This is a genomic window from Shewanella sp. FeAMO, assembly GCF_053653955.1.
This window is the reverse complement of sequence record NZ_CM132201.1, coordinates 244,179-262,837: the sequence shown is the minus strand read 5'-3', so window position 1 is coordinate 262,837 and position 18,659 is coordinate 244,179. Positions and strand designations below refer to the sequence as shown.

Sequence of the window (18,659 nt, the reverse complement as noted above, 5' to 3'; positions counted from 1 at the left end):
TAAGGATCTCAATTAACCCAAGCTAATCTGTACGTCGACACCAGCCGCAAGATCCAGACGCATCAGCGCGTCGACTGTCTTCTCAGTTGGCTCTACGATGTCAACCAAACGCTTGTGAGTACGGATTTCGTATTGGTCACGAGCATCTTTATTAACGTGCGGAGAGATCAAAACGGTATAACGCTCTTTGCGCGTAGGCAGTGGGATAGGACCACGTACCTGGGCGCCAGTACGCTTAGCAGTTTCAACGATTTCCGCAGTAGACTGATCAATCAAACGATGATCAAATCCTTTCAAGCGGATACGGATTCTTTGGTTCTGCATTGACCAGAGCTCCTAAAATGGACACATAAAAAATCACCCTCTAGCCATTCCCTTTCTTGGAAAGACAGAGCGAGATGATTTAACCGTTCGACTCCCAATCGGAGTCGCTGTATTTGTGTTTAGCCCCTAGGGCTAAATCAACTTTGTCGCTTACTCAAGTTAAGCGAGGAGGCTATTATACTCATCCAGTTACGGATTACAAGCCTACTGTCGGAATTATCAACAGCATTAACGCTGTCAAAAAGTGGCGCAGATTATACTGACTTTAGCACTCATTGCCAACCGTTTTTGAACGACTGACAAACGGCCAATAAAAAGGCGACCCTGGGGTCGCCTTTTTACGATAGCTTAGATCAGCAATTAAGCGATGATCTTGGCTACAACACCAGCACCAACTGTACGGCCACCTTCACGGATGGCGAAGCGCAGACCTTCATCCATCGCGATTGGGCAGATCAGAGTTACTGTCATCTTGATGTTGTCACCTGGCATTACCATCTCTACGCCTTCTGGCAGTTCGATAGTACCGGTCACGTCAGTTGTACGGAAGTAGAACTGTGGACGGTAGCCTTTGAAGAATGGAGTGTGACGACCACCTTCTTCTTTAGACAGGACGTAAACTTCTGATTCGAACTTGGTGTGTGGAGTGATTGAACCAGGCTTAGCCAGTACTTGACCACGCTCTACTTCATCACGCTTGGTACCACGCAGCAGGATACCGCAGTTCTCACCGGCACGACCTTCGTCCAGCAGCTTACGGAACATTTCTACACCAGTACAGGTGGTCTTGGTAGTGTCGTGGATACCCACGATTTCTACTTCGTCACCGACTTTGATGATACCGCGCTCTACACGACCTGTTACTACAGTACCGCGACCAGAGATTGAGAATACGTCTTCGATAGGCAGCAGGAATGGCTTATCGATATCACGCTCTGGCTCAGGGATGTAGGTATCCAGTGCTTCTGCCAGTTCGATGATCTTGGCTTCCCACTGAGCGTCGCCTTCCAGAGCTTTCAGAGCTGAACCCTGAATTACTGGCAGGTCATCACCTGGGAAATCGTACTCAGACAGCAGTTCACGAACTTCCATCTCTACCAGTTCCAGCAGCTCTTCATCGTCTACCATGTCACACTTGTTCATGAATACGATGATGAAAGGTACACCTACCTGACGAGACAGCAGGATGTGCTCACGAGTCTGTGGCATTGGACCGTCAGTAGAAGCTACTACCAGGATTGCGCCGTCCATCTGGGCAGCACCGGTGATCATGTTTTTAACATAGTCAGCGTGACCTGGGCAGTCTACGTGAGCGTAGTGACGAGTTGGAGTGTCATACTCGATGTGAGAGGTATTGATGGTAATACCGCGCTCACGCTCTTCTGGAGCGTTATCGATCGCTGCGAAGTCACGCGCCTCACCACCGTAAGTCTTAGACAGTACAGTTGAGATAGCAGCAGTCAGAGTGGTTTTACCATGGTCAACGTGACCAATGGTGCCCACGTTAACGTGGGGCTTGGAACGTTCAAATTTAGCTTTAGACACGATATATTCCTTTCTTTTCAGAAGAGTCCGGCGCTGCCGGACACCATCAATCAAAATAACAGTTAATGCCGTTACCTAAATCAGGTACGAGCTTCGATAACTGCTTTAGCAACGTTTTGCGGCGCTTCAGAGTACTTCAAAAACTCCATGGAGTATGAAGCCCGACCCTGAGTCGCTGAACGCAAATCTGTTGCATAACCAAACATTTCAGCCAAAGGTACCACAGCTCGAATGATCTTGATACCGGCGACGCCGTCATCCATACCTTCGATTAGACCACGACGACGGTTCAGATCACCTACTACGTCACCCATGTAGTCTTCTGGGGTTGTCACTTCAACCTTCATGCAAGGCTCGAGCAACACAGGGTTAGCTTGCAGCGCCCCCTTCTTGAAGCCCATAGAACCTGCAACTTTGAACGCCATTTCGTTCGAGTCCACATCATGATATGAACCGTCGAACAGAGTGACCTTCACGTCCAATACAGGGAAGCCGGCGAGAACACCGTTCTTCATCTGTTCTTGGATCCCTTTGTCAACCGCAGGAATGTATTCTCTAGGAACTACACCACCAACGATTTCGTTGACAAACTCATAACCGGCACCCTCTTCACGAGGCTCCAGTTTCAGCCAGACATGACCGAATTGACCACGACCACCAGACTGACGCACAAACTTACCTTCCACTTCCACGGCACTGCGGATAGTTTCACGATAAGCCACCTGAGGTTTACCAACGTTACATTCAACGCTGAACTCACGGCGCATACGGTCGATGATAATGTCCAAGTGTAGCTCACCCATACCTGAAATCAGAGTCTGACCCGACTCCTCATCAGTCTCAACCCGGAAAGAAGGATCTTCCATTGCCAGCTTCTGCAGCGCAATGCCCATCTTTTCCTGGTCAGCTTTGGAACGAGGTTCCACAGCAATGGTAATAACCGGCTCGGGGAATTCCATCCGCTCCAGAATTACCTTATGGTCTGGGTCACACAGGGTGTCACCGGTTGTCACATCTTTCAGGCCGATAGCAGCAGCTATATCACCTGCGCGCACTTCTTTCAGTTCTTTACGGTCGTTGGCGTGCATCTGCACGATACGACCGATACGCTCACGCTTCTCTTTTACAGAGTTGTAAACGGCTGAACCCGACTCCAGGACACCTGAGTAAACCCGGATAAAGGTCAAAGTACCCACAAATGGGTCTGTTGCGATTTTGAATGCCAACGCAGAGAAAGGTGCATTGTCATCAGAAACACGCTCAACTTCCTGTTCTCTGTCATCGATGCCCTTAATCGCAGGAACATCAACAGGAGCAGGAAGGTATTCAACAACGGCATCGAGAACTGCCTGTACGCCTTTATTTTTAAAGGCACTACCACAGGTAGCCAGCACAATTTCGTTGTTGATAGTACGTTGACGAAGCGCTTTTTTGATCTCTTCTTCTGTGAGCTCACCTTCTTCAAGGTATTTGTCCATCAGCTCATCAGAAGCCTCTGCGGCACTCTCTACCAGGTATTCGCGCATTTCGGTTGCCTTGGCAAGCAAATGCTCTGGGATCTCTTCGTGAGTGAAAGTCAGGCCCTGGTCTTCTTCATTCCAGTTGATGGCTTTCATCTTGATGAGATCGATAACCCCGCTAAAGTTTTCTTCTGTACCAATATTCAATTGAATAGGCACACAAGTTGCACCGAGACGGTTACGGATCTGTCCTACTACGCGATCAAAGTCGGCACCGGCACGGTCCATCTTATTGACGAACACCAGACGAGGGACATGATACTTGTCGGCTTGACGCCATACGGTCTCAGATTGAGGTTCCACACCAGAAGAACCACAAAAGACCACTACGGCACCGTCAAGTACGCGCAGAGAACGCTCTACCTCAATAGTAAAATCGACGTGACCTGGGGTATCGATGATATTGATACGATGCTCAGTAAACTGGGCATCCATACCGCGCCAGAACGTGGTAACAGCCGCAGAGGTAATAGTAATACCCCGCTCCTGCTCCTGAACCATCCAGTCAGTGGTAGACGCACCGTCATGGGTTTCCCCCATCTTGTGGTTTACCCCTGTATAGAACAGGACTCGCTCTGTGGTAGTGGTTTTACCTGCGTCAACGTGAGCACAAATACCTATGTTGCGATAACGCTCAATTGGAGTTGTACGAGCCACGATTATACCCTCTTGACTAAGATAAAAATCTTAGCAATGTCAGAGAAAGCGCGGGCAAGCCCGCGCCCGATATTACCAACGGTAATGAGCAAACGCTTTGTTGGCTTCTGCCATACGATGCACGTCTTCGCGCTTCTTAACGGCAGTACCTTTGTTTTCGGAAGCGTCCAGCAGTTCACCTGCCAGGCGCAGAGCCATAGATTTTTCACCACGCTTACGAGCAGCTTCAACCAACCAGCGCATCGCCAGTGCGTTACGACGAACTGGGCGAACTTCACATGGAACCTGGTAAGTAGAACCACCAACACGGCGAGACTTAACCTCTACCGCTGGGCGAACGTTTTCCAGGGCTGCTTCAAGGATAACCAGATGCTCTTCGCCTTTCTTATCGGCGACAACATCCAGTGCTTTGTAGATAATTTTTTCAGCAGTCGACTTTTTGCCGTCCTGCATAATGACGTTGATGAACTTAGCCAGCAACTCACTTTGAAACTTTGGATCAGGTAGGATCTTACGTTGTCCTACTACGCGACGTCTTGGCATAACTATTCTCCGTATGCTTCAGGTATTTCCAAAACTGGAATTTATATTTAGCTTGGCCTTACTTAACGGAAAACCATTAAGACTTAGGACGCTTAGCACCGTACTTAGAACGAGCTTGGCGACGTGAAGTCACACCAGCACAGTCCAGGGCGCCACGAACAGTGTGATAACGCACACCAGGTAAGTCTTTAACACGACCACCACGGATCAGGATTACACTGTGTTCCTGCAGGTTGTGGCCTTCACCGCCGATGTACGAAGTTACTTCGAAACCGTTGGTCAGACGCACACGAGCTACTTTACGTAGTGCAGAGTTAGGTTTTTTTGGAGTAGTGGTGTACACACGAGTACAAACACCACGCTTTTGTGGGCACGCGTTCAACGCAGGCACGTTAGTCTTTTCGACTTTAGGTGCGCGAGGCTTACGTACCAACTGGTTTACAGTTGCCATGTATAGCTCCGAATCAGTTGATTTCAACTCAACAATAAGGTGTGAAAAATCTAATCCCACAATAGTGGGACGCGGAATTTTAGAAAGGTAAGGCTTGGCTGTCAAGAAATAGCCAACTTTTGCAGCGTATTCCAATGAAAAAGGCGCCTTTCGGCGCCTTTTATAACATCTATGCTACTTATTCCTGACTACCAGCCAGGTTCAACAGATCGGCCAGGTTCTGTTCGGCTTCGCTGGCGCTGATGCTAGGTGCTTCAGTCGCTACTTCACCGCGGGCCTGGTTACGGTTGTTGTGGTAAGCATAACCGGTACCAGCCGGGATCAGACGACCTACGATCACGTTCTCTTTCAGACCGCGCAGGTTATCACTCTTACCGCCTACTGCCGCTTCGGTCAGTACGCGAGTGGTTTCCTGGAACGAGGCCGCAGAGATGAAGGACTCGGTCGCCAGAGAGGCTTTGGTGATACCCAGCAGTTCGCGTTCGAACTTGGCCGGAATCTTGCCCTGCTCCTCCAGTTCGCGGTTAGCGATCTTGACGCGGGACACCTCAACCTGCTCCCCTTCGAGGAACTCAGAATCACCGGCTTCAGTGATCAGACACTTACGCAGCATCTGGCGAATGATCACCTCGATGTGCTTGTCGTTAATCTTCACACCCTGCAGACGATATACGTCCTGTACTTCATTCACAATGTAGTTGGCTACGTTGTGGATACCGCGCAGACGCAGAATATCGTGAGCAGACTCTGGACCATCGGCGATCACTTCACCACGTTCGACTTTTTCACCTTCGAACACGTTCAGGTTACGCCACTTGGGGATCATCTCTTCGTATGGGTTACCGCCTTCAGCAGGGGTAATGACCAGACGACGCTTACCTTTGGTCTCTTTACCGAAGGAGATGGTACCGCTGATCTCAGCCAGAATCGCAGGCTCTTTTGGCTTACGGGCTTCGAACAGGTCAGCAACCCTTGGCAGACCACCGGTAATATCACGAGTCTTGGACGATTCCTGAGGAATACGAGCCAGTGCATCACCGACGCTGATCTGAGCATTATCTTCCAGGTTTACGATCGCATTGCTGGGCAGGAAGTACTGCGCAGGTACGTCGGTACCAGGAATGGTCAGATCATTACCGTTTTCGTCAACCAAACGGATCATTGGACGCATTTCTTTGCCGGCGCTTGGGCGCTGGGCCACATCCAATACCACGATAGAAGACAGACCGGTCAGCTCGTCGGTTTGACGCGAGATGGTGACACCGTCAATCATCTGCTCAAACTTCACATAACCCGCCACCTCAGTGATGATTGGGTGAGTATGTGGATCCCAGTTAGCGATAGTCTGGCCAGCTGTAACTTCGGCGCCTTCCAGCGTTTCCAGCACAGTACCGTAAGGCACTTTGTAGCGCTCTTTCTCACGGCCCAGTTCATCGATAATCGCCAGCTCGGACGAGCGCGATACGATAACCAGCTTGCCATCGCTGTTCTTAACGAACTTGGCGTTATGCAGCTTCAGGTTACCGGCGTTCTTCACCTGAACGTTGTTTTCTGCAGAAGCCCTGGATGCCGCACCACCGATGTGGAAGGTACGCATCGTCAGCTGTGTACCAGGCTCACCGATTGACTGAGCAGCGACAACCCCGATTGCTTCACCTTGGTTAATCAGGTGGCCTCGGGCCAGGTCACGACCGTAACACTTGGCACAAACACCGAAGTCGGTATCACAGGAGATCACAGAGCGAACTTTAACTTCGTCAACACTGTACTCTTCCAGCTTGTCACACCATGCTTCATCCAGCAGAGTGTTACGTGGCGCCAGGACTTCGTCGGAACCAGGATAGTAAACATCCTCGGCAACAACACGACCCAGTACCCGCTCACGCAGCGGCTCAACCACGTCACCACCTTCAATCAGCGGCTTCATGATCAGACCTTCGTGAGTACCACAGTCATCTTCGATAACAACCAGATCCTGAGCAACATCCACCAGACGACGAGTCAGATAACCTGAGTTCGCAGTCTTAAGTGCGGTATCCGCCAGACCCTTACGAGCACCGTGAGTAGAAATAAAGTACTGCAGTACGTTCAGGCCTTCACGGAAGTTCGCCACGATGGGCGTTTCGATGATAGAGCCGTCTGGCTTGGCCATCAGGCCACGCATACCCGCCAACTGACGGATCTGAGCGGCACTACCACGAGCGCCTGAGTCGGCCATCATGTAGATGCTGTTGAAGGAAGCCTGTTTCTCTTCTTCACCGTCGCGGTTGATAACCACTTCGGAAGACAGGTTTTCCATCATCGCCTTGGAGACTTTCTCGTTGGCGCTGGCCCAGATATCGATAACCTTGTTGTAACGCTCACCGGCAGTAACCAGACCAGACTGGAACTGTTCCTGGATTTCCAGAACTTCGGCTTCTGCGTCGGCAACCAGCTTGTACTTGGCTTCCGGGATTTCCATATCGTTGATACCTACAGAGGCACCAGAGATAGTGGCGTATTGGAAACCTGTGTACATCAGTTGGTCAGCAAAGATAACAGTATCTTTCAGACCCAGCTGACGGTAGCAGGTGTTCAGCAAACGGGAGATCTGCTTCTTGCCCATGTTCTGGTTAACCAGATCAAAAGACATACCGGCTGGCAGGATCAGTGACAACAGAGCACGACCTACTGTGGTGTCGACAATGCGGCGCTGCTGGGTGCGCTCACCGTTCTCATCGATATGAGTTTCGGTGATACGAACTTTAACCCGGGCGTGCAGCTCGGCGGCACCAGTGCGATAGGCTTTCTCGGCTTCGGCAACAGACTCAAAGGCCATACCTTCACCGCGGCCATTTACGCGTTCACGGCTCATGTAGTACAGACCCAGTACCACGTCCTGAGAAGGAGTGATAACCGGCTCACCGTTGGCAGGCGACAGAATGTTGTTGGTTGACATCATCAACGCACGGGCTTCCAGCTGGGCTTCCAGCGTCAGAGGCACGTGTACCGCCATTTGGTCACCGTCGAAGTCGGCGTTATAGGCCGCACACACCAGTGGGTGCAGTTGAATCGCTTTACCTTCGATCAGTACAGGTTCGAACGCCTGGATACCCAAACGGTGCAGTGTTGGTGCACGGTTCAGCATCACAGGGTGTTCGCGGATCACTTCATCCAGTACGTCCCAAACCTCGGCAACTTCACGCTCAACCATCTTCTTGGCGGCTTTGATGGTAGTGGCCAGGCCACGACCTTCCAGCTTGCCGTAGATGAATGGTTTGAACAGTTCCAGCGCCATTTTCTTCGGCAGACCACACTGGTGCAGACGCAGAGTTGGGCCCACGGTAATTACCGAACGGCCTGAGTAGTCAACACGCTTACCCAACAGGTTTTGACGGAAACGACCTTGCTTACCCTTGATCATGTCGGCCAAGGACTTCAGAGGACGCTTGTTGGAACCGGTAATGGCACGACCGCGACGACCATTATCCAGCAGGGCATCAACAGATTCCTGCAGCATACGCTTTTCGTTGCGAACGATGATATCCGGAGCAGCCAGATCCAGCAGACGCTTCAAACGGTTGTTACGGTTGATCACGCGGCGATACAGATCGTTCAGATCTGAAGTCGCGAAACGGCCGCCGTCCAGTGGAACCAGAGGACGCAAATCAGGTGGCAGAACCGGCAGCACCTTGAGGATCATCCACTCTGGCTTGTTGCCTGAATGGTAGAAGGCCTCAACCAGCTTCAATCGCTTGGTGACTTTCTTGCGACGGGTCTCAGAGTTGATAGATGGCAGCTCTTCGCGCATCTGCTCAACTTCTTTCTCCAGATCGATAGCGCGCAGCAGTTCCAGAACCGCTTCGGCACCCATCTTGGCTTCGAACTCGTCACCATACTCTTCCAGCGCATCCAGGTAGGTTTCTTCGGTCAGCATTTGACCGCGCTCCAGGCTGGTCATGCCTGGCTCGATAACCACATAAGATTCGAAGTAGAGTACCCGCTCAATATCACGCAGAGTCATGTCCAGCATCAGACCGATACGGGATGGCAGTGACTTGAGGAACCAGATGTGGGCAACTGGGCTGGCCAGTTCGATGTGGCCCATACGCTCACGACGTACTTTGGTCTGGGTCACTTCAACGCCACACTTCTCACAGATCACACCGCGGTGCTTGAGACGCTTGTACTTACCGCACAGACACTCGTAATCTTTGACCGGGCCAAAGATACGGGCACAGAACAGGCCTTCACGCTCAGGCTTGAATGTACGGTAGTTGATGGTTTCAGGCTTCTTAACTTCACCAAATGACCAAGAACGGATCAGATCAGGCGACGCCAGGCCGATCTTGATGCCTTCAAATTCTTCAGTCTTGCTTTGCTGTTTCAGAAACTTTAATAAGTCTTTCACGTTTCTCTCCTGAAGGAGTTAAACCCGGTGCCCCGCTCTCGCGGAGCACCAATTCGTTGCCAAACGCAGGCTTTAAACCGCGTCTTACTCTTGATCCAACTCGATGTTGATACCGAGAGAACGGATCTCCTTCAGCAATACGTTGAAGGACTCTGGCATTCCTGGCTGCATCTGATGGTTACCGTCAACGATGTTCTTGTACATCTGAGTACGACCGTTAACGTCATCCGATTTCACTGTGAGCATTTCCTGCAGAGTATACGCAGCACCGTATGCCTCCAGGGCCCACACTTCCATCTCACCGAAACGCTGACCACCGAACTGAGCTTTACCGCCCAGAGGTTGCTGAGTAACCAAGCTGTACGAACCGGTAGAACGGGCGTGCATCTTGTCATCAACCAAGTGGTTCAGTTTGAGCATGTACATGTAACCTACGGTCACAGGACGCTCGAACTGGTTACCGGTACGACCATCAAACAGATTCAGCTGACCAGAAGTCGGCAGACCTGCGAGCTCAAGCATCTGCTTGATCTCTTTTTCTTTGGCACCGTCGAAGGCTGGGGTTGCCGTTGGCAGACCATCCTTCAGGTGTTTGGCCAGACGCAGAACTTCATCATCGGTAAATGAATCGATATCCACGCGCTGCTTCACTTCATCGCCCAGTTCATAGACCTGTTTGATGTAGCCACGCAGTTCGGCCAGCTCACGCTGTTCTTCCAGCATGGCATTGATGCGATTACCAATACCTTTAGCCGCAGCACCCAAGTGAACTTCCAGTACCTGACCTATGTTCATCCGCGAAGGTACACCCAGAGGGTTCAGTACGATGTCGACAGGGTTACCCTGCTCGTCGTATGGCATATCTTCGATAGGACAGATCTTGGAGATCACACCCTTGTTACCGTGACGACCGGCCATCTTGTCGCCAGGCTGGATGGTACGCTTAACCGCCAGGTAAACCTTAACGATCTTCAGTACGCCTGGAGCCAGATCATCACCTTGGGTGATCTTGCGACGCTTGACTTCGAACTTCTTGTCAAAGTCGGCTTTCAGCTCTTCGTGCTGTTCAGCCAGCTGTTCCAGTTCGGTTTGCTTGGCTTCATCGTCGATAACCTGAACCAATACATCTTTGCGCGGCAATTCAGCCAGTTTGGCTTCACTGAAACCGGCGCTCAGCAGCAGGTTACGGGCACGGCTCAGTACACCCTCTTCGAGGATCTTGAACTCTTCAGTCAAGTCCTTACGGGCTTGAGCAATGTGCATCTCTTCGATTTCGATGGCGCGCTTGTCTTTTTCAACACCGTCACGGGTGAAGACTTGCACGTCGATAACTGTACCTTTCACTGAGTTAGGTACACGCAGAGAGCTGTCTTTAACGTCAGACGCTTTCTCACCGAAAATAGCCCGCAGCAGTTTCTCTTCCGGAGTCAGCTGAGTTTCACCCTTAGGCGTTACCTTACCAACCAGAATGTCACCGCCTTTTACTTCGGCGCCGATGTAAACGATACCGGATTCATCCAGCTTGCTCAGTGCAGACTCACCTACGTTAGGGATGTCAGCAGTGATCTCTTCGCTACCCAGCTTGGTGTCACGGGCAATACAGGACAGTTCCTGAATGTGGATAGTCGTGAAACGGTCTTCCTGCGCTACGCGCTCGGAAATAAGGATGGAATCCTCAAAGTTGTAACCGTTCCATGGCATGAAGGCCACGCGCATGTTCTGACCCAGAGCCAAGTCGCCCAAGTCGGTTGACGGACCATCGGCCAGCACGTCACCACGCACCACAGGCTCACCTACGCTACAGCATGGACGCTGGTTGATGCAGGTGTTCTGGTTGGAACGGGTGTACTTGGTCAGGTTGTAGATATCGATACCGGCTTCGCCTGGGCGCAGCTCATCTTCGTTAACCTTAACCACGATGCGGCTGGCATCAACATAGTCGATCACACCGCCACGCTTGGCAGCCACAACCACGCCTGAGTCAACGGCCAGTGTACGTTCAATACCTGTACCCACCAGAGGCTTCTCTGACTTGAGTGTTGGTACTGCCTGACGTTGCATGTTTGCACCCATCAATGCACGGTTAGCGTCGTCGTGCTCAAGGAATGGGATCAAAGATGCCGCCACAGAGATGATCTGCTGTGGAGATACGTCCATATACTGGATATCGGAAGCGCGCATAAAGGTAGATTCACCCTTGTGGCGACAGGCAACCTGCTCTTCCACAATGCGACCTTCGTTGTCGAGCTCGATGTTGGCCTGTGCAATCACATAGCGGCCTTCTTCGATGGCTGACAGATATTCCACTTCATCGGTAACCACACTGTCGATCACCTTACGATAAGGTGTTTCCAGGAAGCCGTATGAGTTGGTACGGGCAAAGGTAGACAGTGAGTTGATCAGACCAATGTTTGGACCTTCAGGGGTCTCAATTGGACACAGACGACCATAGTGAGTTGGGTGCACGTCTCGAACTTCGAAGCCGGCACGCTCACGGGTCAGACCGCCAGGACCAAGAGCCGAAATACGGCGCTTGTGAGTCACTTCTGACAGTGGGTTGTTCTGATCCATAAACTGCGACAGCTGAGAAGAACCGAAGAACTCTTTCACTGCAGCAGAGATTGGCTTGGCGTTGATCAGATCCTGAGGCATCAGCTCGTTCAGATCGCCTAGAGACAGACGTTCACGTACAGCGCGCTCAACACGTACCAGACCGACACGGAACTGGTTCTCGGCCATTTCGCCAACGCTACGGATACGACGGTTACCCAGGTGGTCGATATCATCGACTTCATCAAAACCGTTACGGATTTCGATGATCTTCTTCATTACGGCAACTATGTCTTCTTTGGTCAGTACACCGGTACCCTCGTTCTCGTCGATTTCGAGACGACGGTTGAACTTCATCCGGCCCACTTTAGATAGGTCATAGCGCTCTTCGCTGAAGAACAGGTTCTGGAACAGAGCTTCGGCGGCATCCTTGGTTGGTGGCTCGCCAGGACGCATCATGCGATAGATTTCAACCAACGCTTCCAAACGGTTGGTGGTTGAGTCAATACGCAGAGTGTCAGAGATGTAAGCACCGTGATCCAGCTCGTTGATGTACAGGGTGCTGACCTCTTTGATACCGGCCAGTGACAGATTGGCCAGGTCTTCCAGGCTGATCTCGTTGTTGGCGGTAACCAGTACTTCACCTGTGTCAGGATCGATATAGTCCTGAGCCGCCACTTTACCAACTATGTACTCAACCGGGACTTCCAGTTCAGTGGTGTTGGTTTTTTCCAGTTGGCGGATATGACGGGCAGTGATACGACGGCCCTTCTCTACCAGCACAGTGCCTTCTGAATCCTTGATGTCATAGCTGGCAGTTTCGCCACGCAGACGCTCAGGAACCAGTGTCATGACTAGAGAATCTTTCTTGATCTTGAAGTCGACACGCTCAAAGAAGATGTCGAGGATATCCTGAGTAGAATATTCCAGGGCACGCAGAATGATGCTGGCAGGCAGCTTACGGCGACGGTCGATACGTACAAACAACGCATCTTTAGGGTCGAACTCGAAGTCGAGCCATGAACCGCGGTAAGGAATAATACGCGCGTTATACAGCACTTTACCTGAAGAGTGTGTCTTACCACGGTCGTGGTCGAAGAACACACCTGGGCTACGGTGCAACTGAGATACGATAACACGCTCAGTACCATTGATAACAAAGGTACCGTTTTCAGTCATCAGAGGGATATCCCCCATGTAGACTTCTTGTTCTTTAATATCTTTTACAGTGCCGGCGGCAGCTTCACGATCATACAGCACCATGCGCAGCTTAACGCGCAGTGGAGCGGAGTATGTCACACCGCGGATTTGACACTCTTTCACATCAAAAACAGGCTCGCCCAGCTTATAGCTGACGTACTGCAGTTCTGAATTACCAGAAAAGCTCTTGATGGGAAAAACGCTACGGAAAGCGGCCTCAAGGCCACGCTCACCGGTAGGATCTTGATCGGTGAACTTCTTAAAAGAGTCTAACTGAATAGACAACAGGTAAGGGATGTCCAACACCTGTGGACGCTTACCGAAGTCTTTGCGAATACGCTTCTTTTCAGAATAGGAGTAAACCATGGGTTTCCTCTGCTTGCGAGATGTGACCAAGACTGAATCAACACAGTTAATCCAGCACGTTTGCCCATCACCGTTGATGGCAAGAACCTAACCAATAATCACTGCTAGGGACTGCAAAATCTGGCGACAAACGGTGAAAAAAATCGCCAACGCTTACAGCGCAAAAAAGGCCGACGGTCAAAAAACCGCCAGCCTCCACCCAATTGGCTTGGGTGATTGTAAGTCAGTATGACTTACTTGATCTCTACTTGAGCACCAGCTTCTTCGAGTTCTTTCTTCAGAGCTTCAGCTTCTTCTTTAGAGACAGCTTCTTTAACAGCTACTGGAGCAGATTCAGCCATAGCTTTGGCTTCTTTCAGACCCAGACCTGTGGCACCACGTACAGCCTTGATCACAGCAACTTTGTTGTCACCGTGAGAAGTCATAACTACGTCGAACTCGGTTTTCTCTTCAGCAGCAGCAGCTTCACCAGCGCCGCCAGCAACTACTGCGGCAGCAGCAGATACGCCGAACTTCTCTTCCATAGCTTCGATCAGTTCAACAACTTCCATTACAGACATAGCTGCAAAGGCTTCAAGGATTTGGTCTTTAGTGATAGACATAACAAATGTTTCCTATTGTTCTGAATTCAATTCTGTTAAGCAGCCAGCTTGAGATTAAGCGGCTTCTTGTTTTTGATCGCGCAGAGCGGCCAGAGTACGAACGAACTTGCCAGCAGATGCTTCTTTCATAGTCATCATCAGCTGTGCCAGTGCTTCTTCGTAAGTTGGCAGTTTTGCCAAACGATCAATGTCAGCTGCAGGGATGAATTCCCCTTCATAAGCTGCACCTTTAACTTCGAAAGCGGCTTGCTCTTTAGCAAAGTCTTTTAACAGACGAGCTGCAGCACCTGGGTGCTCGTTAGAGAAAGCGATCAAAGTTGGGCCAGAGAACACCTCTGTCAGACACTCAAAAGCAGTGCCTTCAACTGCGCGGCGAGCCAGAGTGTTACGTACAACACGTACATACACACCGTTTGCGCGAGCAGTCTTACGCAGAACTGTCATAGCACCTACAGTTACACCGCGTGAATCGGCGACAACTGCAGAAAGCGCACCTTTGGCAGCTTCGTTGACTTCAGCAACAATCGCTTTTTTGTCTTCGAGTCTTAATGCCATTGGCTTTACTCCTGGATTCTACCTGGGGAATCCCCCCAGTGTTTACCATACTGAATACAAACGTACTCAGTTACTTACGGTGCAGATAATCCAGCAGAAATAAATCTATCTGGGGCCTGACACCGTCTACGCAGGAAATTAAGTATCCCAGACGGTCAACACCTGCGGTCTTGGACGGAAACCCATCTGAGTGTAAACACTCGTCATAGGTTCCAACCCACAAAAGTGCGCGCATTATAGGCTAACGCGCGCATTTTGTAAAATTAGTTAGCAGTGTCCAGAGTGTTCTGGTCAACAGCTACACCTGCACCCATAGTGGTGGAGATGCTTACCTTCTTCACGTACTGGCCTTTGGCTGCAGCAGGCTTGGCCTTCTTCAGTGCAGTCAGCAGTGCTTCCAGGTTTTCTTTCAGTTGAGCGGTTTCGAAGTCCACTTTACCGATAGTAGTGTGGATGATACCGTTCTTGTCGTTACGGTAACGAACCTGACCAGCCTTGGCGTTCTTAACAGCTTCGGCAACGTTAGGAGTTACAGTACCGGTTTTAGGGTTAGGCATCAGGCCGCGTGGGCCCAGGATTTGACCCAGCATACCAACAACGCGCATTGCATCAGGAGATGCGATAACTACGTCGAAGTTCATTTCGCCGGCTTTCACCTGCTCAGCCAGATCTTCCATACCTACCAGTTCAGCACCAGCTTCTTTCGCAGCTTCGGCATTGGCACCTTGAGTGAATACAGCAACACGTACTTCACGACCAGTACCGTGTGGCAGCACAGTGGCACCACGAACGTTTTGGTCAGATTTACGAGGATCAACACCCAGGTTAACGGCAACGTCTACGCTCTCAACGAACTTGGCAGTAGCCAGTTCTTTCAGCAGAGCTACAGCTTCGTTGATGTCGTATGCTTTGGTTACGTCCACTTTTTCGCGGATGGTGCGCATGCGCTTAGTCAGCTTTGCCATTATATTAGTCCTCTACTACCAAACCCATGGAACGCGCAGTACCTTCGATTGAGCGAGTCATCGCTTCAATGTCAGCACCAGTCATATCGGTTGCCTTGGTTTCAGCAATTTCCTGAACCTGGCTACGCTTGATAGTACCCACTTTCTGAGTGTTAGGACGAGCAGAACCTGACTTCAGACCAGCGGCTTTCTTCAGCAAGAAGGCTGCAGGTGGAGTCTTGGTTTCGAAAGTGAATGAGCGATCGTTGTAAACAGTGATCACTACTGGAATTGGCATACCTTTTTCGAACTTTTCAGTACGAGCGTTGAATGCTTTACAGAATTCCATGATGTTCACACCTTTTTGACCCAGAGCTGGACCAACTGGTGGAGACGGGTTTGCAGCACCGGCTGCTACTTGCAGCTTGATGTAAGCTTCAATTTTCTTTGCCATCTGACATTTCCTCAGTTTGGGTTCAAACGCTCAGGCGACATGCCTTGAGCTCCCCGAAAACAACGGGTGCGGATTATATAGAAATCCGCACCCGTTGCCAAACGGATTTTGTATTTTATTTAATCAGGATTTCTCGACCTGATTAAAGTCCAACTCAACCGGAGTCGAACGACCGAAGATCATCACAGACACCTTGACGCGGTTCTTGTCATAATCCACTTCTTCAACAGTACCATTGAAGTCGGCAAACGGACCATCGGTAACTCGAACCACTTCGCCGGGCTCGAACATAACGCGATGAGTAGGAGAATCTGTAGTCTCCTGCAGACGACGCAGGATAGCCTCGGCTTCTTTATCGGAAATAGGAGCAGGACGATCTGAAGTGCCACCGATAAAGCCCATCACACGTGGGATGCTTTTCACCAAGTGCCAGCTTTGATCGTTCATTTCCATCTGTACCAGCACATAGCCGGGGAAGAACTTGCGCTCGCTCTTGCGGCGTTGGCCGGCACGCATTTCCACAACTTCTTCGGTCGGAACCAGGACTTCGCCGAAGAACTCTTCCATACCGTGCATTTTGATGTGTTCAAGCAGAGACTTACATACACGGCCTTCATAACCGGAAAAAGCCTGAACCACATACCATCTTTTCTTAGCTTCTTTAGCTTCAGTCATTCTAGTGCCTATACGCCAGTAATAAAGTTGACAATGCGCAGCAATACCGCATCCAGTCCCCAGAGAATCAAGGCCAGGATACCTGTCGCAGCCAGTACGATAAAGGTGGTATTCAACGCCTCTTGACGAGTCGGCCATACGACTTTGCGTACTTCAATTTGAGACTCACGGGCAAAGGCCAATGCTTGCTTACCCTTAACAGTTTGCAGAGCAATAAAACCAGCAATAGCAAATACAACAACCACACCCGCAGCGCGGATTGGCAGAGTGATGATTTCACTGTTGTTGTACATCTGGTTGCCAACGATAGCCACTACCACCAGTAGTATAGCTATTACCCACTTTACGATATCCAGAGAGTTGCCCTGGTTTTCAGTATTTGTTGTCATCGGTTAATTCCGTTACTCATTACGACCTGAGCCAAGGGACAGCTGAGTAAGTTTAAGGCTTAAATCAGCGCCAGCCCGCTTTCGAACTCGCCCCTGACGAGAATTCTCCGGCTCAGGGCACAAAAATCGGCCATAGATTGTATTCTTAATCAGCTTTGTTATCAAGGATACACAGGGCGAAACCAAGAGAAAGCCTGACACTTTACGCCAGCAAGCAAAAAAGGAAGCCGAAGCTTCCTTTTTCAAAGTAACCTGTCTCGCAATTAAGCGATGATCTTGGCTACAACACCAGCACCAACTGTACGGCCACCTTCACGGATGGCGAAGCGCAGACCTTCATCCATCGCGATTGGGCAGATCAGAGTTACTGTCATCTTGATGTTGTCACCTGGCATTACCATCTCTACGCCTTCTGGCAGTTCGATAGTACCGGTCACGTCAGTTGTACGGAAGTAGAACTGTGGACGGTAGCCTTTGAAGAATGGAGTGTGACGACCACCTTCTTCTTTAGACAGGACGTAAACTTCTGATTCGAACTTGGTGTGTGGAGTGATTGAACCAGGCTTAGCCAGTACTTGACCACGCTCTACTTCATCACGCTTGGTACCACGCAGCAGGATACCGCAGTTCTCACCGGCACGACCTTCGTCCAGCAGCTTACGGAACATTTCTACACCAGTACAGGTGGTCTTGGTAGTGTCGTGGATACCCACGATTTCTACTTCGTCACCGACTTTGATGATACCGCGCTCTACACGACCTGTTACTACAGTACCGCGACCAGAGATTGAGAATACGTCTTCGATAGGCAGCAGGAATGGCTTATCGATATCACGCTCTGGCTCAGGGATGTAGGTATCCAGTGCTTCTGCCAGTTCGATGATCTTGGCTTCCCACTGAGCGTCGCCTTCCAGAGCTTTCAGAGCTGAACCCTGAATTACTGGCAGGTCATCACCTGGGAAATCGTACTCAGACAGCAGTTCACGAACTTCCATCTCTACCAGTTCCAGCAGCTCTTCATCGTCTACCATGTCACACTTGTTCATGAATACGATGATGAAAGGTACACCTACCTGACGAGACAGCAGGATGTGCTCACGAGTCTGTGGCATTGGACCGTCAGTAGAAGCTACTACCAGGATTGCGCCGTCCATCTGGGCAGCACCGGTGATCATGTTTTTAACATAGTCAGCGTGACCTGGGCAGTCTACGTGAGCGTAGTGACGAGTTGGAGTGTCATACTCGATGTGAGAGGTATTGATGGTAATACCGCGCTCACGCTCTTCTGGAGCGTTATCGATCGCTGCGAAGTCACGCGCCTCACCACCGTAAGTCTTAGACAGTACAGTTGAGATAGCAGCAGTCAGAGTGGTTTTACCATGGTCCACGTGGCCAATGGTACCCACGTTAACGTGGGGTTTACTACGTTCAAATTTAGCTTTAGACATGGTATTGCCTCAATCTAAGATTTTCTGGTGGTGAAACCATATATAG

General features: G+C 50.5%; 14 protein-coding genes. All 14 read right to left on the bottom strand.

Features of this window, described 5'->3' with window-relative positions:
• Nucleotides 1-12: 12 nt before the first annotated feature.
• The 14 genes from rpsJ to tuf (ACWAU4_RS01140) all read right to left on the bottom strand — a co-directional run bounded on the left by rpsJ (nucleotide 13) and on the right by tuf (ACWAU4_RS01140) (nucleotide 18,613).
• A complete protein-coding gene (gene rpsJ / locus ACWAU4_RS01205; protein WP_011635639.1) occupies nucleotides 13-324 on the bottom strand; it encodes a 30S ribosomal protein S10 in 312 nt (103 codons plus the stop codon).
• Nucleotides 325-684: 360 nt separating this feature from the next.
• Nucleotides 685-1,869: an elongation factor Tu gene (gene tuf / locus ACWAU4_RS01200; protein ID WP_071239068.1), complete on the bottom strand. Its 1,185-nt coding sequence runs from the start codon at nucleotides 1,867-1,869 to the stop codon at nucleotides 685-687.
• Nucleotides 1,870-1,949: 80 nt separating this feature from the next.
• Entirely contained in the window at nucleotides 1,950-4,046 is a 2,097-nt protein-coding gene (fusA, locus tag ACWAU4_RS01195) for an elongation factor G (RefSeq protein WP_025890055.1), read from the bottom strand.
• A 72-nt stretch (nucleotides 4,047-4,118) separates the two neighbouring features.
• The gene (gene rpsG / locus ACWAU4_RS01190; protein WP_025012041.1) at nucleotides 4,119-4,589 is read right to left on the bottom strand and encodes a 30S ribosomal protein S7; all 471 of its coding nucleotides are present in this window, start codon (nucleotides 4,587-4,589) and stop codon (nucleotides 4,119-4,121) included.
• A 76-nt stretch (nucleotides 4,590-4,665) separates the two neighbouring features.
• On the bottom strand, nucleotides 4,666-5,040 hold the full coding sequence (gene rpsL / locus ACWAU4_RS01185; protein WP_025012042.1) for a 30S ribosomal protein S12: 375 nt from the start codon (nucleotides 5,038-5,040) through the stop codon (nucleotides 4,666-4,668).
• A gap of 178 nt (nucleotides 5,041-5,218) precedes the next feature.
• Nucleotides 5,219-9,430 carry a DNA-directed RNA polymerase subunit beta' gene (rpoC, locus tag ACWAU4_RS01180; protein WP_044733357.1) on the bottom strand — a complete coding sequence of 1,404 codons (4,212 nt, stop codon included), beginning with the start codon at nucleotides 9,428-9,430 and terminating at the stop codon, nucleotides 5,219-5,221.
• Nucleotides 9,431-9,514: 84 nt separating this feature from the next.
• Nucleotides 9,515-13,546, bottom strand: coding sequence for a DNA-directed RNA polymerase subunit beta (gene rpoB / locus ACWAU4_RS01175; RefSeq protein WP_025012043.1), 4,032 nt, complete (start codon nucleotides 13,544-13,546; stop codon nucleotides 9,515-9,517).
• 233 nt (nucleotides 13,547-13,779) lie between these two features.
• Nucleotides 13,780-14,148, bottom strand: coding sequence for a 50S ribosomal protein L7/L12 (gene rplL / locus ACWAU4_RS01170; RefSeq protein WP_025890054.1), 369 nt, complete (start codon nucleotides 14,146-14,148; stop codon nucleotides 13,780-13,782).
• A gap of 54 nt (nucleotides 14,149-14,202) precedes the next feature.
• The gene (gene rplJ, locus ACWAU4_RS01165) at nucleotides 14,203-14,703 is read right to left on the bottom strand and encodes a 50S ribosomal protein L10 (protein WP_025012044.1); all 501 of its coding nucleotides are present in this window, start codon (nucleotides 14,701-14,703) and stop codon (nucleotides 14,203-14,205) included.
• A gap of 263 nt (nucleotides 14,704-14,966) precedes the next feature.
• Nucleotides 14,967-15,668: a 50S ribosomal protein L1 gene (gene rplA, locus ACWAU4_RS01160; RefSeq protein WP_025012045.1), complete on the bottom strand. Its 702-nt coding sequence runs from the start codon at nucleotides 15,666-15,668 to the stop codon at nucleotides 14,967-14,969.
• A 4-nt stretch (nucleotides 15,669-15,672) separates the two neighbouring features.
• Entirely contained in the window at nucleotides 15,673-16,101 is a 429-nt protein-coding gene (gene rplK, locus ACWAU4_RS01155; protein WP_025012046.1) for a 50S ribosomal protein L11, read from the bottom strand.
• A gap of 123 nt (nucleotides 16,102-16,224) precedes the next feature.
• On the bottom strand, nucleotides 16,225-16,776 hold the full coding sequence (gene nusG / locus ACWAU4_RS01150; RefSeq protein ID WP_025012047.1) for a transcription termination/antitermination protein NusG: 552 nt from the start codon (nucleotides 16,774-16,776) through the stop codon (nucleotides 16,225-16,227).
• Nucleotides 16,777-16,784: 8 nt separating this feature from the next.
• On the bottom strand, nucleotides 16,785-17,165 hold the full coding sequence (gene secE / locus ACWAU4_RS01145) for a preprotein translocase subunit SecE (protein ID WP_025012048.1): 381 nt from the start codon (nucleotides 17,163-17,165) through the stop codon (nucleotides 16,785-16,787).
• A gap of 263 nt (nucleotides 17,166-17,428) precedes the next feature.
• Nucleotides 17,429-18,613 carry an elongation factor Tu gene (tuf, locus tag ACWAU4_RS01140; RefSeq protein ID WP_071239068.1) on the bottom strand — a complete coding sequence of 395 codons (1,185 nt, stop codon included), beginning with the start codon at nucleotides 18,611-18,613 and terminating at the stop codon, nucleotides 17,429-17,431.
• Between the last annotated feature and the right edge of the window lie 46 nt (nucleotides 18,614-18,659).